The organism is Anditalea andensis (genome assembly GCF_000714815.1).
Classification (GTDB): domain Bacteria; phylum Bacteroidota; class Bacteroidia; order Cytophagales; family Cyclobacteriaceae; genus Anditalea; species Anditalea andensis.
This window is the reverse complement of the sequence record NZ_JMIH01000021.1, coordinates 39,597-58,515: the sequence shown is the minus strand read 5'-3', so window position 1 is coordinate 58,515 and position 18,919 is coordinate 39,597. Positions and strand designations below refer to the sequence as shown.

At 41.1% G+C, this 18,919-nt stretch carries 18 protein-coding genes; 7 read left to right on the top strand and 11 right to left on the bottom strand.

Annotated elements, in window-relative coordinates; genetic code table 11:
- Positions 1–5: 5 nt before the first annotated feature.
- Positions 6–1,082, bottom strand: a complete 1,077-nt coding sequence (gene mutY, locus EL17_RS12100) for an A/G-specific adenine glycosylase (protein WP_035074303.1) — start codon at positions 1,080–1,082, stop codon at positions 6–8.
- A gap of 159 nt (positions 1,083–1,241) precedes the next feature.
- Here mutY and EL17_RS12095 point away from each other — a divergent pair, with 159 nt between their 5' ends.
- The 3 genes from EL17_RS12095 to EL17_RS12085 all read left to right on the top strand — a co-directional run bounded on the left by EL17_RS12095 (position 1,242) and on the right by EL17_RS12085 (position 4,201).
- Complete coding sequence (locus EL17_RS12095) at positions 1,242–1,550, top strand: HU family DNA-binding protein (RefSeq protein WP_035074301.1); 309 nt, start codon at positions 1,242–1,244, stop codon at positions 1,548–1,550.
- Between the two features lie 74 nt (positions 1,551–1,624).
- Positions 1,625–2,446, top strand: coding sequence for a tetratricopeptide repeat protein (locus EL17_RS12090; protein ID WP_035074299.1), 822 nt, complete (start codon positions 1,625–1,627; stop codon positions 2,444–2,446).
- A 183-nt stretch (positions 2,447–2,629) separates the two neighbouring features.
- A complete protein-coding gene (locus EL17_RS12085; RefSeq protein ID WP_035074297.1) occupies positions 2,630–4,201 on the top strand; it encodes an Rne/Rng family ribonuclease in 1,572 nt (523 codons plus the stop codon).
- An 84-nt stretch (positions 4,202–4,285) separates the two neighbouring features.
- On the opposite strand, the gene EL17_RS12080 is transcribed toward EL17_RS12085, so the two are convergent.
- From EL17_RS12080 to EL17_RS12040, 9 genes are all read right to left on the bottom strand, one after another.
- Positions 4,286–4,966 carry a peptidase associated/transthyretin-like domain-containing protein gene (locus tag EL17_RS12080; RefSeq protein WP_035074295.1) on the bottom strand — a complete coding sequence of 227 codons (681 nt, stop codon included), beginning with the start codon at positions 4,964–4,966 and terminating at the stop codon, positions 4,286–4,288.
- Between the two features lie 224 nt (positions 4,967–5,190).
- Positions 5,191–5,895 carry a fatty acid desaturase gene (locus tag EL17_RS12075; RefSeq protein ID WP_394332163.1) on the bottom strand — a complete coding sequence of 235 codons (705 nt, stop codon included), beginning with the start codon at positions 5,893–5,895 and terminating at the stop codon, positions 5,191–5,193.
- Positions 5,896–5,907: 12 nt separating this feature from the next.
- Positions 5,908–6,753: a 4-hydroxy-3-methylbut-2-enyl diphosphate reductase gene (locus tag EL17_RS12070; protein ID WP_035074294.1), complete on the bottom strand. Its 846-nt coding sequence runs from the start codon at positions 6,751–6,753 to the stop codon at positions 5,908–5,910.
- Entirely contained in the window at positions 6,746–7,462 is a 717-nt protein-coding gene (locus EL17_RS12065) for a lycopene cyclase domain-containing protein (RefSeq protein ID WP_035074292.1), read from the bottom strand. Before EL17_RS12065 ends, EL17_RS12070 begins: the two co-directional genes overlap by 8 nt.
- Positions 7,463–7,464: 2 nt before the next feature.
- Positions 7,465–8,307: a phytoene/squalene synthase family protein gene (locus EL17_RS12060; protein WP_035074290.1), complete on the bottom strand. Its 843-nt coding sequence runs from the start codon at positions 8,305–8,307 to the stop codon at positions 7,465–7,467.
- Position 8,308: 1 nt separating this feature from the next.
- Positions 8,309–9,811, bottom strand: a complete 1,503-nt coding sequence (locus tag EL17_RS12055) for a phytoene desaturase family protein (protein WP_035074289.1) — start codon at positions 9,809–9,811, stop codon at positions 8,309–8,311.
- A 3-nt stretch (positions 9,812–9,814) separates the two neighbouring features.
- On the bottom strand, positions 9,815–10,327 hold the full coding sequence (locus EL17_RS12050; RefSeq protein ID WP_035074288.1) for an RNA polymerase sigma factor: 513 nt from the start codon (positions 10,325–10,327) through the stop codon (positions 9,815–9,817).
- Positions 10,328–10,554: 227 nt separating this feature from the next.
- Positions 10,555–11,442: a MerR family transcriptional regulator gene (locus tag EL17_RS12045; protein ID WP_035074287.1), complete on the bottom strand. Its 888-nt coding sequence runs from the start codon at positions 11,440–11,442 to the stop codon at positions 10,555–10,557.
- Between the two features lie 265 nt (positions 11,443–11,707).
- Complete coding sequence (locus EL17_RS12040) at positions 11,708–12,373, bottom strand: carotenoid biosynthesis protein (RefSeq protein WP_051719971.1); 666 nt, start codon at positions 12,371–12,373, stop codon at positions 11,708–11,710.
- A gap of 107 nt (positions 12,374–12,480) precedes the next feature.
- Here EL17_RS12040 and EL17_RS12035 point away from each other — a divergent pair, with 107 nt between their 5' ends.
- Positions 12,481–12,786 carry a DUF4286 family protein gene (locus EL17_RS12035; RefSeq protein WP_035074286.1) on the top strand — a complete coding sequence of 102 codons (306 nt, stop codon included), beginning with the start codon at positions 12,481–12,483 and terminating at the stop codon, positions 12,784–12,786.
- 21 nt (positions 12,787–12,807) lie between these two features.
- On the opposite strand, the gene EL17_RS12030 is transcribed toward EL17_RS12035, so the two are convergent.
- The gene (locus tag EL17_RS12030; RefSeq protein ID WP_035074624.1) at positions 12,808–13,599 is read right to left on the bottom strand and encodes a type III pantothenate kinase; all 792 of its coding nucleotides are present in this window, start codon (positions 13,597–13,599) and stop codon (positions 12,808–12,810) included.
- A gap of 85 nt (positions 13,600–13,684) precedes the next feature.
- Between EL17_RS12030 and EL17_RS12025 the strand changes: the two genes are divergently transcribed.
- From EL17_RS12025 to EL17_RS12015, 3 genes are all read left to right on the top strand, one after another.
- On the top strand, positions 13,685–14,167 hold the full coding sequence (locus EL17_RS12025; protein WP_035074285.1) for a GNAT family N-acetyltransferase: 483 nt from the start codon (positions 13,685–13,687) through the stop codon (positions 14,165–14,167).
- Between the two features lie 54 nt (positions 14,168–14,221).
- Positions 14,222–15,370: a BamA/TamA family outer membrane protein gene (locus EL17_RS12020; RefSeq protein ID WP_240485987.1), complete on the top strand. Its 1,149-nt coding sequence runs from the start codon at positions 14,222–14,224 to the stop codon at positions 15,368–15,370.
- 445 nt (positions 15,371–15,815) lie between these two features.
- Entirely contained in the window at positions 15,816–18,899 is a 3,084-nt protein-coding gene (locus EL17_RS12015; protein WP_051719970.1) for a SusC/RagA family TonB-linked outer membrane protein, read from the top strand.
- The last annotated feature ends 20 nt before the right edge of the window (positions 18,900–18,919 follow it).

The following is an 18,919-nucleotide window of genomic DNA, read 5'->3' as shown; positions in this document are numbered from 1 at the left end:
TTTAATTATAATTTCTTATCGTTCAAATAGTTCACGATAAGTTTAGGCTTGCCCAGATTTTCAAACGCATCACGGCTAATGAGCATCCACCCATTTTCTGTACCCCATTGGTGGAGTATTTCTAGGTTTTCCAATGCTATTTGCACCTTTACAAAGGTTGAAAAAATTCTTTGATGTGTCAGTATATGTTTGAAATAGATTTCAGGATTATAGGCAATCTCAGCATCAAACTGCTTTAATTTTTCCATAAGAACCGATTTTTTTAGTTCAAAGGTGTCCAGGGTCTCTACTTCTTCCATAGGAAAATCATGGAGACCCTCCCAGATGTCTTTTCTGTCTCTTTTATTGATAAGGATATATTCCCCGCAACTGATGTGATAGTATACGAAATAGCGTTTGGTCACCTTCACTTTTTTAATTTTTACAGGCAGCATGTCGATCATTTCATGCTGCCTAGCATAACATCCTTGGCGGAGTGGACAGATCGTACAGTCGGGGTTTTTAGGTGTGCACTGAAGGGCTCCGAATTCCATGATAGCCTGATTGAACTCATCTGGCACATCTTTGGGAATTAATTTATCGGCCAGGGATTGAAAAGCCTTTTTCCCATCAGGACTGCTTATATCATCTGTCATCCCAAAATACCGGGAGAGCACCCGGAATACATTGCCATCTACTACGGCCACCTTTTCTTTATAGGCAAAGGAGGCTATAGCTGCAGCGGTATAAGTGCCTACGCCTTTCAGCAGTAGCAGGCTGGCGTATCGGTCCGGAAACTTACCACCAAATTCCTGTGTAATCTGACGCGCGCAGGCATGCAGGTTTCTGGCCCGGCTATAATAGCCCAATCCCTGCCACATCCTGAGGACATCGTCCGTAGGAGCAGCTGCTAAATCGTAAACAGTAGGATATTTTTCAAGAAAATTATGGAAATAAGGCAAGCCCTGGGCCACACGTGTTTGTTGTAGAATTATTTCTGATAACCAAATGATGTATGGGTTTTGGGTGTTTCTCCAAGGCAGTTCCCTTTTGTTTTGGGGATACCACTGTAGCAGGACTTTGGTGAAATGTTTGAAATTCAAAACTTTTGAAATTATACCAGCGTTAATTGCGTTAAACAAAAGAAGCTAATTTTTGGCAATTTGTTTTTATATTGAATTGATTGGTATAAATTTGCAATCCCAAAAATAGTTGGTTAATAGGTTATTAGCTTATTTCATAAATATTAAATTTTAACGAAAGTGACGAAAGCAGAGGTAATTTCAGAAATTGCAGAAAAGACAGGCATTGCTAAAGATGATGTAACGATCACCATCGAACAGTTTTTTAAAACTGTAAAGAATTCTATGGCCGAAGGGGACAATATTTATGTTAGAGGATTTGGTAGCTTTATCAATAAGAAAAGAGCTAAAAAAATCGCTAGGAATATTTCCAAAAACACAGCTATAGTGATCGACGAACATTATGTTCCTGCCTTTAAGCCATCAAAAGTTTTTATTGAAAAAATAAAAAACAGTAAAAAAATTAAAGAACTGGCTCATCAGGAGTAGTTTTAACCCTTTAAGATCAAGGGTTATCCTTTTTTAATGATAGCCCTTGCTCATTGGACAGTTGACCCTTCAGCATGAAAAAATCGCAGATAATTGTACTTTCAGTAGGTTTGATTCTCGTAGTTGCTCTTTATACATTGCCTACTATGGTAGTGGACAATGCCGAGGATACAGCTAATCTTGAGCAGACTGCGGAGGCAGCGCCATCGGACATGGCAGCAGAGATGCATGACCCCAATATGGCGCCTGTAGACCGCTCCGCCGTGCAAAATTTGAAGGTAAGACTGGAAAATGAGGATAATAAAGAAAATTTTGCTACCTTTGCAGATTCAATTGGCTCATTGTATGCTAGTTCGGGGAAGTATGACAGCGCTGCCTTTTATTATGAAAGTGCAGCGAACAAAATCCCTAGTCAGCAGCGGTGGGAAAAAGCCGGAAATGCCTATTATGAGGCTTATGGTTTTGCCATGAATGAAGAGAAGATCAGCTATCTGGCCGGTAAGGCCCGTGAAAACCTAAATAAGGTGATCGACGCTAATCCAGACAGATTGGACCTGAAGACTAAGGTAGCCATGACATATGTTTCTTCTACCAACCCTATGCAGGGCATTACCATGCTTAGGGAAGTATTGGTAGAGGATCCTAAAAATGAAACGGCTCTATTTAACATGGGCGTGCTTTCCATGCAGTCCGGCCAGTATAAGCGGGCCGCTGAGAGATTTGAAGAACTGGTAGGCCATCACCCTGACCATATACAGGGTCAGTTTTATCTGGCTGTGAGTTATTTTGAATCAAAGCAACAGAACAAAGCGAAAAAACAGTTTGAGTTGGTAAAAAATATGACGCAGGATCCTATGATCCTGAACAGTGTGGAGACTTACTTAGATAGAATATAGTATCATTGTTACACTCTAAAAAATAAAATTATGCCTTGCGGTAAAAAAAGAAAAAGACATAAGATCGCTACGCACAAGCGTAAGAAAAGACTTAGAAAAAACAGACATAAGAAGAAGTAGTAATACTTCTTCTTTTTGAGTTTTTAAATAAAACGTTTATAAACACTTTAAAGGAGACACGATTTGAGTACGGAATTATTAATCGATTCTGCTCAAAACGGTAGTCGCATAGCCCTTTTAAAAGACAAAGGCTTGGTCGAGCTTCATACTGAAGCAGATGATTCCAAGTTTAAAGTAGGGGATATTTACCTTGGCACAGTACGCAAAATCGTCAATGGGCTGAATGCAGCTTTCATCGACGTTGGGTACGAAAAAGATGCATTCTTGCACTATCAGGACCTCGGTCCGCAGGTCAAAAGCCTGAGCAAGTACATCAAAATGGTCAGGAATAATAACTATACCAGTTTTAATTTAAAAGGGTTTGAACAAGAACCTGAAATAGAAAAGCTGGGAAAAATTTCCCAGATCCTTTCTAAAAATAACCAGATTTTAGTTCAGGTTGTAAAAGAGCCGATCTCGACGAAAGGCCCACGACTATCCTGTGAGCTCTCCTTAGCCGGTCGCTACCTGGTGTTGGTTCCTTTTTCAAATTCAGTAAACGTATCCAAAAAGATACGCAGCGCAGAGGAAAGAAGAAGGTTAGCCCGTCTCATCACATCCATCAAACCGGCAAACTTCGGAGTAATCATCCGAACGGTAGCTGAAGGCCAGTCCGTAATCGAGCTGGATAAGGATCTGAGAAACCTTCTCACCACCTGGGAAGATGGGATGGCCAAGCTGCCAACAGCCAAGAACAGAGACAAGGTAATAGGAGAAATGGGCATGGCTTCCTCTATCATTAGAGACCTGCTCAACGAATCATTCGACGCAATCACGGTGGAGGATGAAGTATCATTTGATCAGATTAGATCTTACATTAGATCTATCGCCCCTGAAAAGGAAAAAATTGTTAAGCTTTATAATGGAAAAGCTAAGCTCTTTGAAAGTTTTGGAATTGAAAAGCAAATCAAAAGTCTTTTTGGACAATCTGTAAGTCTGCCACAAGGCGGCTATGTCATCATAGAACATACAGAAGCCCTGCACGTCATCGATGTGAACAGTGGTAACAAGTCCAATCAAGAAAGTGATCAGGAAAACACAGCATTAAAGACCAACCTGGTCGCTGCCAAAGAAATTGCCAGACAGCTTCGCCTCCGCGATATGGGAGGCATCATCGTGATAGATTTCATAGATATGAAAAAGGCCGATAATAAAAAGGCTGTCTATGAAGCGATGAAAGAAGAAATGAAGGATGACAGGTCCAAAAATACCGTACTTCCCCTGACCAAATTTGGTCTATTACAGATCACCCGCCAGAGGGTAAGGCCGGAAATGAATATTGTGACCAAAGAAACTTGTCCTTCCTGTAACGGCACCGGAAAGATCCAGGCCTCTATTTTAGTGGCGGATAAACTGGAAAAAGACCTTGACTTCATTGCTACGAACCAAAACAGTTCAAGTATAAAAATAGGCCTGCACCCTTATCTGCATGCATACTTTACGTATGGCATCATATCTAAAAGGGTCAAGTGGTTTTTTAAATATTTTAAGTGGGTATCATTGATCAGAGATTCTTCACTACCGGTGACGGAATACAAGTTCCTGGACCAAACAGGAGAACCTATAGAAATGGAAATCAAAAGCGAGCTCGATTAGAGCTCGCTTTTTTTAAATAATAAGGAATAACTTACAGCCAGGGCCTTAGGTTTACTTGCTATTGCCATTCGTTTTTTTCGTCGGTTAATCTTCCCTGAAATAGTCTGAAATATGGACAGACGAATCATTTCTGTTTAATCGTTTAATTAACCTCGGGCCGATGGGGGAGTGGCCCTGGTTGGGTACATAAGGGATAGATCCTTTGCGCTGGAAACTCTTGATCAATCCCACGATCCCCAATGAAGGGTTGCTGGAAAAGATGGTGGCCTCGCCGTTACCGGAGCTGAATTTCCTGTAAGTATGGTCCAGGGCATTGTCCAGGTGGTGATTGCCCAGCCTATAGATTGACCTCATGTATTGCAGGTTATTATCCAGCTGTTGCTCCAGATGTGTTGGAGCAGCTTCCAGCATGAGTTTTTTAAATTCCTCTTCGGTGGGCAACGACCTGACCGTTACACCTTCCAGTTCTTCTTCTTGTAGATTCATCTGAATACTTGGGGGTAGTTCTTTAGGGTCCTCTACCTGTATTTGAAAGGTTTCATAGGCTATATGGCTAAAGGTGATCATATCTCCGGCCTTTACGGCTATACTGAACCACCCTTTATTGTCAGATATTCCCTGACGATTGCTGCTGACCACATGTACGCCTTCTATAGGTAATAGCGTCTCCTGATCGAGAACCAAAGCTCTCCATATTATGGGCTCTGATTTTTTTTCCTGTATAAGGCCCAGGGTGGCAAAGAGTGATAGGTAAAAATACAACATCTAAAAATTCTTTTGGTCGTGGAAAATAATAAGGACTAAGTTGTAAAAAATTACCATCCTTTGGAAGACGGCTTAACCTTCTTTAACGGTAGTTAACAACCTTTTGGAAATAAAAAAGACTTACAGTTCAGACACTTTAGATGAAGCTTAGCTGTATAATAAGACCGACATCAAGTTGAAACGCCTTTTCCAATCATGGTTGATGCTTCTAAAAGAATTAATTCTTATTGCCGGGTGGTGTTTTTTAATTGCCATAACCTCCACCAAGGCGTCCTTGGACTGTCATGATGTTCATAATGGTAGCCGAAAAAATAGCAGGAAAGGAATGCCCAAGCATGATTGCGCTGCAATGTTCCAGACCTGTGTTTGTTGCCATGCTCTCCTCTATGGGGCAGGTAAGTTCCAAAATAAAACAACTGAAAAGTAGAAAGTACTGCAGGTATAATCCAAAACATAATCAAGTTTTCATATGGAAACCACAGTTTCAATACGTTATAAGTTACTGCCATGAGGAGTATCTGCCAGATCGTTACGTAGTTTGTAATAAAGCTGAGATACCATCGGAAAAAGTTGCCGGACGGATGGTAATCCGGGTCGTCATCTGTGGCTACATGCCGGTGATGCTCATGGTGTTTGGGGAATAGCCTGCCGTAGAAATTATAACTGAACAGCATGGCAGCTGTCCAGCCTATGATATTATTTGCCTTTTTATTAGAAGACACGACCCCGTGCATGGCATCATGGGCAGTTATAAAAAGGCCTGTATACAAATGGGTTTGGATCAGTATAGCCAGATAGATCCATGGATGGGTAAAATTAACTTCTATACGAAGTAAAAAAATAAGCATGAGTGTCCATAGCAGGATCACGGAAGCTGCGATGATGATACCTTTTGGATCTATTTTTTTATGGGTTTGGTGTATGTCCAAAATATATTTCTATCAATAGGCCAATAATTTTTCCTTTACGGCTTCCATCAGCCACATAGGGGTAGAGGTAGCACCGCATATGCCAATACTTTCATCCGGCCCAAACCAGTTTTTATCCAGTTGGTCTACATTGGAAACAAAATGCGTATAGGGGTTGGTATTTTTACATACCTGATATAGAACCTTCCCGTTGGAGGATTTTGTTCCGCTCACAAAAATGATTTTGTCATATCTGGAAGCAAATTCCCTTAGTTCTTTATCCCTGTTGGATACTTGCCGGCATATGGTATCATGGGCATTTACCACTATGCCATTATCCTGGAGCATTTGGTAGATCTCATAGAATTTGTCAGTACTTTTGGTCGTCTGGCTGTATAAGGTAATGCTTTTGGGTATCGTCGAGATATCTAGTTCGGAAATGTCCTGAAATACTACCGCATTGTTTCCTGTCTGACCTAGTAGCCCTTTTACCTCCGCATGTCCATGTTTGCCATAAATGTATATATGTTCTGATTTATCATATGAATTTTTCACTCTGTTCTGAAGCTTCAGTACCACAGGACAGCTGGCATCTATCAGTGTAATATTGTTTTTAAGGGCAGTTTGATAGGTGGATGGCGGTTCGCCATGGGCACGTATCATGACCTTCTCCCCTTGAAGATGGTTGAACTCCTCATGTTCTATGATCTTCAACCCTTTTTTGGTAAGTCGATTGACTTCTTCATCATTGTGCACGATATCCCCCAAACAGTATAGATATCCCTGTTCGTCCAGTATACCCTCTGCCATTTCTATGGCATACACCACTCCGAAACAAAAGCCGGATTGCTGATCGATATGTACACTTAAATTAAGCATATGCCTTTTTGTTTAGAGGGTTCGTTTTTCTTTTAAGGAACCCTTCATATAAAGTAATGTTCATCAGGAGCAGTGTCATCGAATAAACAATATCCTCTACTGGAATCGTTCCTATCCTTATGGCAAGGTTTTCGGCATTGTTATAAAGTACTACAGGCTCCTCTATAAATGATCCGGTGAGTATTCCGTTTACGAGCAGAAAAGGTATCAAGTGAACCAGATAAGCCATGTAAAACCTTCCCAAAAACCGGTTTTTATATATTTTAAAATGCGCGGCCAGCATTATCGCAGCTATAATAAAATTAACTGCTGTGTACCATTTGTCTAGGTGAAGCAAGCCTATAGCCAGAAATGCCAGTATCAGGATATAAGTAAGAGGTGTACTGACCTTTGCCAGTAAGTCTTTCTCAATAAAGTAATTCAGCACTTCATATATAAATATACAGGCAAATGGTACCGTGATAAAAAACATCCACTCTTCTATCGGCAGAGGTCCTATATATAGACCGGTCAGGTAGGTAGGGTTAAATGACCATACCCCTATGATGGTAAAATAGTAATCCCAGATCAGAAAAAACACAGCAGTGATAGCTATGGCCGGCAGAAGGGCATGCCATTTTTTTGCATACTGAATTTTAGGCTCAAACGACCTTATTAAAGGGAATGAGATGGTCATGATGTTTAAAAGTAGATACAGGTATTTTTCCATTTTTAGTCCAGTCCTAATTTTACCCCACAATATGTTTTGAGCAGTAATGACAGTTTTATAGCATTTGGTATGCGTATACGCGTAGAAGCGATTGTTTCCGGAGACAGGTTTCGGATTTTAATAAATAATTTTAAGTAATATTTATAAGCCAGGTATACTCCCAATCTGGCCCCAGCTGGAAGTTTTTTGATCCCTTCTAGGGCATCGGAAAAGTCTATGGCAATATCAGCTTCTATCTCTCTTTTCACCGTTTGGTTAAACTTCTCATAGTTCAGTCCAGGAAAATACGTCCTACCTCTTTCATCATAGTCGCTTTTCATATCCCTTAGGAAATTCACTTTTTGAAATGCCGAACCAAGCTTACAGGCCGGCTCTTTTAAGCTTTGGTATACGGTATCATTTCCTTCACAAAAGACGCGCAGGCACATCAGGCCTACCACCTCTGCAGATCCATATATATACCTCCTGTATCCTTCCGGGGTATAGTCGGTTTTTTCCAGATCCATTTCCATGCTGTCTAAAAAAGCTTCTATGAGCGCATATTCTATGGCATACTGGTTGACGATGAGCTGGAAAGCATGCAGCACAGGGTTGAAGCTGATTTTCTCGTCAATCGCTTTTTGGGTTTCTTCTCGAAAATGCTTTAAAAGTGACTTTTTATCATAATCGTGAAAAGTATCCACTATCTCATCAGCATATCTTACAAATCCGTAGATCCCGTATATGGGTAAATGATACTTTTTGTCCAGGGCACGGATACCAAGTGTGAAAGAGGTGCTATACCGCTTGGTGATCAGCTTACTGCATTCCAAGGCAGTCTGGTTAAATAGGGCTATTGCGTCCATTCTATTCTGTTTTAAAAGCTACACCGGACTTATGGTCTTTTATGACTTCTGTAGCGACTACTTGTCCGGATATTAGGGAAGGTGGTACACCTGGTCCAGGCACGGTAAGCTGGCCTGTATAATACATATTTTTTAACTTTTTGTTTACCAAGGAAGGCTTTAAAATAGCTGTTTGTTTTAAAGTATTGGCCAATCCGTATGCGTTGCCTTTGAAGGCATGGTAGTCCGCTTTGAAATCATTATGCGCATACGCCCTTTTGTATGCTATATGCTTGCGTATATCCTGTTTGGTGAGTTTTTCCAGTCTTTCCATGACTATATGGAAATATTTTTCCCGCATTGCTTCCGTATCCTCTAAGCCGGGAGCTAACGGAATCAGTACAAATAAATTTTCTTTGCCCTCAGGTGCTACAGCGTCATCTGTAACTGAGGGTGCACAGACATAAAATAGTGGCTTTTCGGGCCATCTGGGATTTTCATATATCGCATCTGCATGGGGCCCCAGGGGCTCATCAAAAAACAGGTTGTGATGCCTTAGGTTATTTAGTTTCTTATCGATGCCCAGATAGAACAGTAGACTGGAAGGGGCCATTGTTCTTTTATCCCAATATGCTGCTGAATAATTCCGGTCTTCGGCACTAAGCAGGGTACTGTCCACGTGCTGGTAATCTGCCCCCGCGATCAATATATCACAGGATATAGTAGACCCGTCTTTAAGCCGCACTGCTGTAGCCCTGCCTTTTTCTGTCATGATATGGTCTACTTCAGCGTTATATTTAAATTCAACCCCATGTTCTTTAGCCAGGGCGACCATGCCATCTATAATTTTATACATGCCCCCCATAGGGTACCAGGTGCCCAAGGCTATATCAGCATAATTCATCATACTGTAAAGAGCCGGTATTTTTTCAGCCGTTTGGCCTAAAAACAGCACGGGAAATTCCATCAAACGGATGATCTTATCTGATTTGAAAAATTTCCTCACATGTTTGGACATCGACTGAAGCAGATCCAGTTTGATCACATCTTTTAAAAGGGAAAGCTGGGCATATTCCTTAATGGACCTGTTTGGCCGGTAAACAAAATCCTTGATGCCCACTTCATATTTATACGCAGCCTGCGAAAGAAAACGGTCCAATGCCTCATCGCTCCCTGGTTCTATTTCATTAAGCATTTTTTTAAATGCAGCGAGCGATGCAGGGATATCCAGAAAATCATCCTCACCGAATATGACCGTGTAGGATGGATCCAGCCTGATGAGATCATAATAGTCCTTGGTTTGTTTACCAAAATGAGAAAAGTACGCATCAAAAACATCCGGCATCCAATACCAGCTGGGACCCATATCAAAAGTAAAACCCTCGGCTTCAAACTTTCTAGCTCTTCCACCGGGGGTACTGTTTTTTTCTAATAGTATTACTTGATATCCTTGTTGGGATAGATGTGTAGCGGCAGATATGCCAGCAAAACCAGCTCCTATCACAACTACTCTGGTATTTTCCATTTATCAATTTTTATTTTTATAAATGTAAAGATCTTCCTTTAAAATCTTTCTAGCGATATGAATTCTATTTTTTACCGTACCTATTGGAATTTCTAACTTTTCCGCTATTTCATGATATTTAAATCCTCTAAAATACATCATAAATGGGAGCTTATATACATCATCCAGCCCGTTGATAGCTGACTGTATATCTTCCATGGCAAATTCTCCGTAGGCTCCGTTCTCTATCTGTGTGCTTCCCGAATTTATATAGTGAAGGTTATCAGTAGCATCTACAAAAGTGCCCCTTCGGACCATTCTTTGATAGTTAGTGATAAAAGTGTTTTTCATGATCGTATATAGCCAGGCCTTCAGGTTAGTGCCATCCGTAAATTTGTCCTTGTTGGTATATGCCTTCACAAAAGTATCCTGAAGCAGATCATTGGCATCATCCATGTCTCGGGTGAGTTTTAAAGCAAAAGGTTTAAGCGCATGGGACATTTTGTGGAGCGAATAACTAAATTCTAGAGTTGTCATAGCGATGTGGTTTATATTTTGTTTAATCAAATGTATACAAGTTTAAACAGACTACCAAATGACTTTGCAAAATTTTTTAATATTATTTTTTCATTAAATAATCTTACCTAGAAAAAATAGGAAAATATATAGCTATTATACGCCTTAAATGTATATATAGGGCTATAAAATGAAAAACCAGGAATTGGTATTTTCCTGGTTTTGTTTAATAATTTGATAGAAAATATTTATCCTACTGTTTCCATTTCTTCCAAAAACACTTTGATCTGCTTAAAAGCAGTGAGGATTTTTACATTTGGCGGTGTGTCTAAGTCTTTACCGATCACCTGATTTCCGGTAAGGAGTATATTTGACTGGGGAAAGTGCTCACTGAGCGAAGAAACATACTGCTGGATGTGTTCACTGCTTGGAGAAGTGGTGATGACCGTAAGTAAGAAATCCGGCGTATGAAGTTTAAATACCGATAATAGGTCTTCGTACGGCGTACTCTGTCCCAAATATATCACCTTATGGCCTTTGGCTTTGATAAGATAGGCAGCAAAGAGTAATCCGATTTCATGCAGTTCGCCTTCCGGAAGAAATAGCAGAAATTTCCGGCCCCTGTCCCTGTACATCTGTCCATCTATGGCCACGATTAATTTTTGTCTTACCAGGTTGCTGATAAAATGCTCATGGGCGGGATTGATGGCCCCTGTCTGCCATAATACGCCTACTTTGGCCAAAAATGGGTATATGATATGCAGCATCGTCTGCTCAAATCCAATCTTAAGGATATTGGTGGAAAGGATTTTGTCAAAGCGCTCTTCATCCATTTCGATCATACAGATGGTGAGGGCATGAATCTGGTCTTCATGTGTCAAAGTCCTTTTGGTGAGGCTATATACCTCTTCCCGCATTTCCTCCACACTCATTTTGGCTATCTTACTGATTTTATAGCCATTGTCATTCAGCAGTGCTACATTTAAGATAAGCTTGAGGTCTTGATCTTCATAATAGCGGATATTGGTATCTGTCCTCTTAGGCATTAATAGCTTATACCGCTGTTCCCATATCCTTAGGGTATGTGCTTTTATGCCAGATAACTGTTCTAAGTCTTTGATGGAGTATGTACTCACTTTAAGTAAGGTTTAAATTGCATAAGTTCTGGAATTACATTTTTTTATTCAAGCTATAATGCTTACTATCCTGTTAAAAAATAAATCTTTATTCATCATAGGTTTATAGCTTAGGCACCTTGAGTTTTTTACTGTTGAGACATCAAATATAAAGTAAAATCACATTCATTTGCCTAAGTATTCATCAGTTACCATTCATTGTCAGCATCATTAATTTCATTTTACTTTTTGTAACATGCCAAAAAATCAAATGTTTAATAATGCCTTATAGTACAATAGACAAAATTCCAAAAAAAGCTACCAAACAGACCAGCAGAAATACGGCCAGCGGATTGTCTTTTCTAAAGGACATTTTTCTGTACACGATTTGTATCGGAAAGGCTATCGCCAGCCATCCTATATAATTGGATAAAGGTATATTTTCATGTTCCCATGCCCAGAACTCCAGCTTGATGGCCACCGGTTCTATGATAAAATCCAAGAATACCATGAGCAGGGCACCCATAAAGGCGGCGAGATAATCATTGGCTATATAATTATGGAACAAGGCTCCGGAGACATATACCAGTAAAAACCAATTAACACCGATCATTAAAGGCGCTCCCCATATTTTTGGCCCAAGTACTGTCCCATAAGAATAGTCGCCAAAAACCAGCCCGGTCTGTACGCCTACTGCCTCTGCTACGAATCCGATCAAAAATGCCACGAGGGCAAAAACAATGAATTTATAGCTCCAGTCCCGGTGAAATATCAGCAGTATCACCACGCTTAAGATCAGATGGAAAGGAGTGAGCAGCTGGAAATATGGCCTTACCCCGGGAATAGCCATTCCTATTATTCCTACAACGTAAAAAACGGTGAGGATAAATTTAAAAGTGGTAGGGTGGGAGGATAATGTATGGTGTAAGGAAGGGTCAGAACGGGTCAACATATACTATATTTATGCAGATAAACTTTTTATAATAAATTCTTTCCATAACACACTATTCCTATCTTTGTTATCACTACTAAAGCAAATATATTAAATTTATAACCGATATGATATTATATAATGTTACTGTAAACATCGATATGATGGTGGAAGAGGAGTGGATCAACTGGATGAAAGCAACACACATACCCAATGTAATGGCCACGGGATTGTTTACTGATAATAAGTTTTATAAACTGTTACATGAATCAGAAGATGGTGGAGTAAATTATTCTGTTCAGTATTTTGCAGAAGATATCCAAAAGATTCATGACTACCAGGAAAACCATGCCCCTGCACTACAGGAAGAAGTAAGGGAGAAATTTGAAGGCAGGTTCGTTACTTTCCGCTCAGTGTTGGAACTTGTACCATAACCCATAGTTTTGATTTTGGACTTATTGGAAGCTTTTACCGGACCTATTGTGCAGTGTGATCTGTCTTATGCCTTCTAGGGTAAGGTTTCTATCTAGTTCATCAAATCTTTCCTTGAGGTTTACAAGGATCGAAGAAAGACCTCCTGTAGCTACTATTTTAAAATTTTCATTGGGCAGTTCTTCTTTAATGCTCTCTATCATTCCTTTTACCAATCCAGCATAACCGTAAAGAATGCCAGCCTGAATGGAATGGACCGTATCCTTACCGATGGCAGAAGCGGGCCAGTCCAGGCTTACTTCAGGAAGTTTGGAGGTATTGGTATGGAGGCTTTTGATGGCAGTCTTTATACCAGGGACTATGTTTACGCCTTTCATTTCACCCTTGATATCAATGACGGTAAAGGTCAGCGCGGTGCCAAAATCTACTATGATGCAGGCACATTGGAACTTAGTATAGGCAGCTACGGCATTGGCCATCAGGTCAGATCCGATTTCATTTGGTTTGGAAGTACTTATTTGGAGATTTCTATAGCTTTCTCCGCTGATCAGATAAGGAGAAAGCCTTAAGTACATCTGGCAAAACTGAACCAACAGGGCATTTATTTCTGGCACCACAGAACTGATACCCACTTGGGAGATTTGGGACTTGTGCAGGTTGTTTTCCAGAAAATATAAATGCATGGCACCTTCCAGTTCATGCTCTAGAAGATTGAAGCGCGTTTCTACTCTGAATTCATGTTTCCAAAGCAGCTCTTTGGGGTCAAACAGACCAAATACGATATTGGAATTACCGGCATCTATGGAGAGAAACATATAGTCAAAATTGAATGGCACAACATGAAAATCCAAATATAAAACTCTTTTATATTTTTTCTTATTTTTGCTTAATTTAGCCACTATGTATACTGTCAGAGAAGGAATAAAAGAAGACCTGCCGAAGGTTTTTGAACTGGTTCAGGAATTGGCCCTGTATGAAAAGGCACCTGAAGAAGTCACCAACACTTTAGAAATGATGGAAAGAGACGGGTTTGGTCCCAGTCCAGTCTTTCAGTTTTTTGTTTTGGAAAAAAACAACAGGGATATCATTGGTACAGCCATCTATTATTACCGATACAGCACCTGGAAGGGCAAAAGGCTATACCTGGAGGATTATATTGTAACGGAAAAAGAGCGCGGACAGGGGGCAGGTAAAATGCTATTTGAAAGGGTGCTTAAAAAATCGCTTGAAGAAAACTGTACAGGTATGATGTGGCAGGTGCTGGACTGGAATGAGCCAGCCATAAATTTTTATCAAAAGTACAGTACCTATATGGAGGGTGGTTGGTACAACTGTCACCTACAGGCTGAGGAAATAAAGGGGTTTGTAAATGATAACCGATAATTAGCTTAGATTTGTATCCTTGATGATCTATCATATGGACAACTCCTGCTTTCTGTGGCAAAATCTGTAATCATCCTTTTATTAGGGCTTTTTTTAGCTTTTCCAATTTTGGGCCAGCAGCATGTGAATGAAGGTCTGTCAAACAAAAGAGGGCTGGTAGAAAAAATGTTTGACACCGCTGATGGGGTGATAGATTTCATAAGCGGGGATAAGTGGAGTTTTATTCCGGCACTGACCTATTCACCCGAGACCAGCCTGGGACTGGGGGCGAGAGCGATTAAGGTCTTTAGATATCAAAATGACACCCTGTCCTCTGTCCTTAGACCGAGTACCCTTCCCATCACGATTTTATATACCTTCAACCGTCAGGTGATCATCAGTGGGGAAGTTAACCTTTGGATGAAGGAAAACCGGGAATATGTGAATGCCAGATTGGAATTGACGGACTATCCTTTCAAATTTTATGGGGTTGGCAATGAACTCAGCAGTGATAATGAAGAGTATTATGCTACCCGCTATGCATATTTTCACCTCAATTATGAAAGGCAGGTAGCGCCTGCGCTTTACCTTGGTCCACGATACGAGTTCAGGATCGATGATATTTACCGTAAAGAACCAGGAGGCATCCTGGATAATCGTCAGGTAGCGGGCAGTGAAGGGCAGCAGCTTTCAGGTTTGGGGTTACTGCTGAATTATGATACCCGGGACAATATTTTTCAGCCATCACACGGTAGCTTTCATCAGGTATCATGGATGACCTTCCAATCCTATCTGGGCAGCAATTTCACATTTAACCAATATCAATTGGATTTCCGAAGGTATTTCAACACCTGGAACAGTCAAGTGCTGGCAGTACAGTCATGGTGGAGCTTTACCACTGGCAACCCTCCTTTTCAGCACATTTCTCTCCTTGGAGGGAGTGATAGGATGAGGGGATATTTTGAAGGCAGGTACAGGGACAGGTTGGGCATGGCCCATCAGGTAGAGTACAGGTTGCCACTGTACCGAAACTTAGGTCTTGTATTGTTTGGAAGCGGCGGGCAGGTGGCTGACCGCTTATCCTCCTATGGATGGGACAGGTTCAGGTTTGGCGGAGGCATTGGTTTCCGGTACAGGCTTAATAATGAAGGGTTAAATATCAGGCTGGATCTGGCCTATGGTGACCAGCGGGCTTTTTACTTTGGGTTGAATGAGGTTTTTTAGGGTTATATGGTCCAGGTTGATGTAAAAGACCGTTTAGCGTAAGCAAATATTCAAAGGTTAGCTTTATAGAATTATTTTTCGGGCCGCATCAACTAGAAAAGCCTATTACCTTCCATATGCATGTACTGCTTACGTATCTCCCTATACATGTTGGAGTTTAAATTATTTAATACTCATTTATGCCCTGAAAAATCAAAAGGGATTTCCACCATGACCCCTATAATCTAATAAATTTTATACAGAAATTAAAGTCAGAAGGTAATTCTATTTAGAAATCGATTCCGTGATTTTTCCTTCTTTATTTATTGTATTTTTAAATATATAAACCCTATTTTATATATATAACCTTATAGTTTATTATTATTCTAACTATAAAACAGATGATTTCTTAAAGTCTTGTACCTCTTATCATTATCAGATAAACTTTAACAAAAACCCAGATAACATGATGAAAAACTTTTACTTATTATTAAACGTAGCCCTGATCTTTCTATTGATAATATGTCCATCGTTTGGACAGGAGAGAACTGTAAAGGGTACTATAACGGATGAGATGGGGGACCCCATTCCAGGTACATCAGTATTGCTAAAAGGATCCAGCACAGGCACAGTGGCTGATTTTGATGGAGGGTATAGTATAGATGTGCCAGAAGGTGGAACTTTGGTTTTCTCCTTCATAGGATTTATATCCAAAGAGGTAGAGGTCGGAAACCAGACCAGCATTAATGTACAATTAATGACTCAAATTTCTGATCTGGGAGAAGTCATCGTAGTGGGTTATGGCGTCCAAAGAAAGTCTGACCTCACGGGATCAGTATCATCTGTAGGTGAAAGAGACATAAAACAAGTGGCTGTGGCATCCCTGGATCAGGCACTGCAGGGGAGGGCATCAGGCGTACAGGTTACACAGGCATCCGCTGCTCCCGGGGGTGGTGTATCCATAAGGATACGCGGGGGCAATTCCATCAATGCATCCAATGAACCTTTGTACGTCATTGATGGCATTCCTATTTTCCCCAATAATGCCACTTATTCTCCTGGTGCTACGGGAGGTGGACAATCTCAAAACGCTCTGGCAAATATCAATCCCGGGGATATAGCATCAATGGAAATACTGAAAGATGCTTCCGCTACGGCCATCTATGGGTCTAGAGGCGCTAATGGTGTGGTCATCATCACTACTAAAAGAGGACAGGCAGGAGTGACCAATATAGATGTGGAAAGTTATTATGGCATCCAGGAGGTGAGCAGAACCATTCCCTTGTTGAATGCGGAAGAATTTGCCATTGTAGCCAATGAAGCAAGAGTAAACCGGGGTCAGCCGGAAATTTTTTCGGCAGAGGATATTGCCGGTTTTAGGGGTAACAGTACCGATTGGCAGCATGAAGTATTCCGGCAGGCACCTATCCAAAACCATCAAATAACCATATCCGGAGGTGACAAAAAAACCAGATATGCCATTTCTGGCAATTATTTCGACCAGCAGGGGGTCATTCTCAATTCTGGTTTCACTCGGGGGTCACTTCGGATAAATGTGGACAAAACCATCAATCCCAGAGTTACTGTAGGAAATTCACTGACTATTTCCCGTGCGACCAATAATCAGCAGGTAACTGATGTGACCAGAGGCGGGGTGGTAAACGCCGCATTGGTTTTCTCTCCTACGCTGCCTGTATTCGATGAGAACAATAATTATACATTTGATAACAGTGCCATTCCTGGCTCACAGCAGGTAGGAAACCCTGTGCAGGATGCCATGGAAACGTTGAATAAAAATGTTACCAATAGGGTATTGGGTAATGTATATTTTGAATGGGACATTGTTTCAGATCTAAAATTCAGGGCCTCTGCAGGTATGGATTATCAGGCAGGAAGAAGGGATTTTTATGCACCCAGCACCAACAATAGGGGCCGAAATGCCTTCGGTTCAGCTTTGGTGGAGAAAAAGGACGTCTTCAGTCCGGTAGGTACCCTGACGCTAAACTATAATAAGATCATTAATAGAGACCATAACCTTACCCTATTGGCTGGATATGAAAGTCAGTCCCAGATGGTAGATTTTGTAGGGGCTCAGGCTACTAATTTTCCTACAGATGCATTGGGTTCCGATAATCTGGGCCTAGGGCAGATTGTAGGAACACCTTTTTCAGGCCGTAGCATCTGGAGACTGGATTCCTGGTTTGGTCGGGTGAACTATACCATGTTTGATAAATTTTTATTCACAGGTACCTTTAGGGCTGACGGCTCTTCCAGATTTGGATCTGGTAACAAATGGGGTTATTTTCCTTCAGCGGCCATTGGATATAATATTGGCAATGAACCCTTCCTGAAGGTTCAAAGCATCATCAGTACTTTAAAGGTGACGGGAAGCTGGGGGTTGACAGGAAATCAGGAAATAGGTTTATATCAGTCGCTTTCCCAACTGAATACAGAGAGAAATGCATTCGGCAGTGTGATAGCCATAGGTCTGGCACCGGGCCGTATTCCAAATCCAGATTTAAGATGGGAAAAGACAAATCAGGTAAATCTGGGTCTGGAAGTAGGAGTATGGGAAGACAGGGTGTTTCTGGAAGCAGCAGCATATTATAAAAAGACGCAAGACTTATTGCTTCCATTAGACCTGCCCCGATCCAGCGGTTTTTCCACTATACTGCAGAATATAGGCAGCGTGGAAAACAAAGGAATAGAACTAGCTATAAACAGCAATAACCTCAGCGGGGCATTTAGCTGGGTCACCAATGCCAACATTACCTTCAACAGAAACAAAATTTTACAGTTGGGTCCCGGCGAATCTTTTCGGCTAGCACCCGATACCGGAGACGGACACTTACAGATATCCAATTCCAGCATTCTTCAGGTAGGAGCTCCGGTAGGCAGTTTCTTTGGAATGGTGACTGACGGCATTTACCAGCAGGGAGAGGATGTGATACCTGGCAGTAGTTCCTTTGGGTCAATAGGGCCTGGCGATATCAGGTATGTGGATGTAAACGGGGACGGAGTGATTAATAATAATGACCGGACGATCATAGGAAATCCACAGCCTAAATTCTTTTATGGACTGACCAATAATCTTGCCTATAAGCACTTTGACCTATCCATCTTTCTCCAAGGCACCTATGGGAATGATGTATGGAATGTCAACAGTCATGAGCTGTATAGAAATGATGGCGCCACGAATAATGTAAGAGATGTGCTGAACAGATGGACACCTGAAAACCCTAGTAACGAATGGCCAAGTGCCCGGACCAGACCTTTTGTTCTTTCTGATAGGCATATTGAAGATGCCTCTTTTCTGAGGGTCAGAAACATTACTTTGGGATATCAGCTTCCTGTGGCCAATACCGGGGTAACCTGGCTACGTTCCTGCAGAATATATGCCCAGGCACAAAACCTATTCACCTTTACCAATTATTCTGGATTCGACCCAGAAGTCAATTCTTTTGGCCAAAATCCCATAGGGATCGGTATAGACAGAGGGACTTTTCCCATGGCAAGGACTTTTATTTTAGGTGTAAATTTTGGCCTATAATCTATATCTGATAAGGAAGC

Bases quoted from the DNA above. Each gene is read 5' to 3' on its own strand.
- EL17_RS12090 (WP_035074299.1), top strand. From the start codon at position 1,625: ATGAAAAAATCGCAGATAATTGTACTTTCAGTAGGTTTGATTCTCGTA.
- EL17_RS12080 (WP_035074295.1), bottom strand. From the start codon at position 4,966: ATGTTGTATTTTTACCTATCACTCTTTGCCACCCTGGGCCTTATACAG.
- EL17_RS12070 (WP_035074294.1), bottom strand. From the start codon at position 6,753: ATGCTTAATTTAAGTGTACATATCGATCAGCAATCCGGCTTTTGTTTC.
- EL17_RS12065 (WP_035074292.1), bottom strand. From the start codon at position 7,462: ATGGAAAAATACCTGTATCTACTTTTAAACATCATGACCATCTCATTC.
- EL17_RS12060 (WP_035074290.1), bottom strand. From the start codon at position 8,307: ATGGACGCAATAGCCCTATTTAACCAGACTGCCTTGGAATGCAGTAAG.
- EL17_RS12055 (WP_035074289.1), bottom strand. From the start codon at position 9,811: ATGGAAAATACCAGAGTAGTTGTGATAGGAGCTGGTTTTGCTGGCATA.
- EL17_RS12050 (WP_035074288.1), bottom strand. From the start codon at position 10,327: ATGACAACTCTAGAATTTAGTTATTCGCTCCACAAAATGTCCCATGCG.
- EL17_RS12040 (WP_051719971.1), bottom strand. From the start codon at position 12,373: ATGTTGACCCGTTCTGACCCTTCCTTACACCATACATTATCCTCCCAC.
- EL17_RS12035 (WP_035074286.1), top strand. From the start codon at position 12,481: ATGATATTATATAATGTTACTGTAAACATCGATATGATGGTGGAAGAG.
- EL17_RS12030 (WP_035074624.1), bottom strand. From the start codon at position 13,599: ATGTTTCTCTCCATAGATGCCGGTAATTCCAATATCGTATTTGGTCTG.
- EL17_RS12025 (WP_035074285.1), top strand. From the start codon at position 13,685: ATGTATACTGTCAGAGAAGGAATAAAAGAAGACCTGCCGAAGGTTTTT.
- EL17_RS12015 (WP_051719970.1), top strand. From the start codon at position 15,816: ATGATGAAAAACTTTTACTTATTATTAAACGTAGCCCTGATCTTTCTA.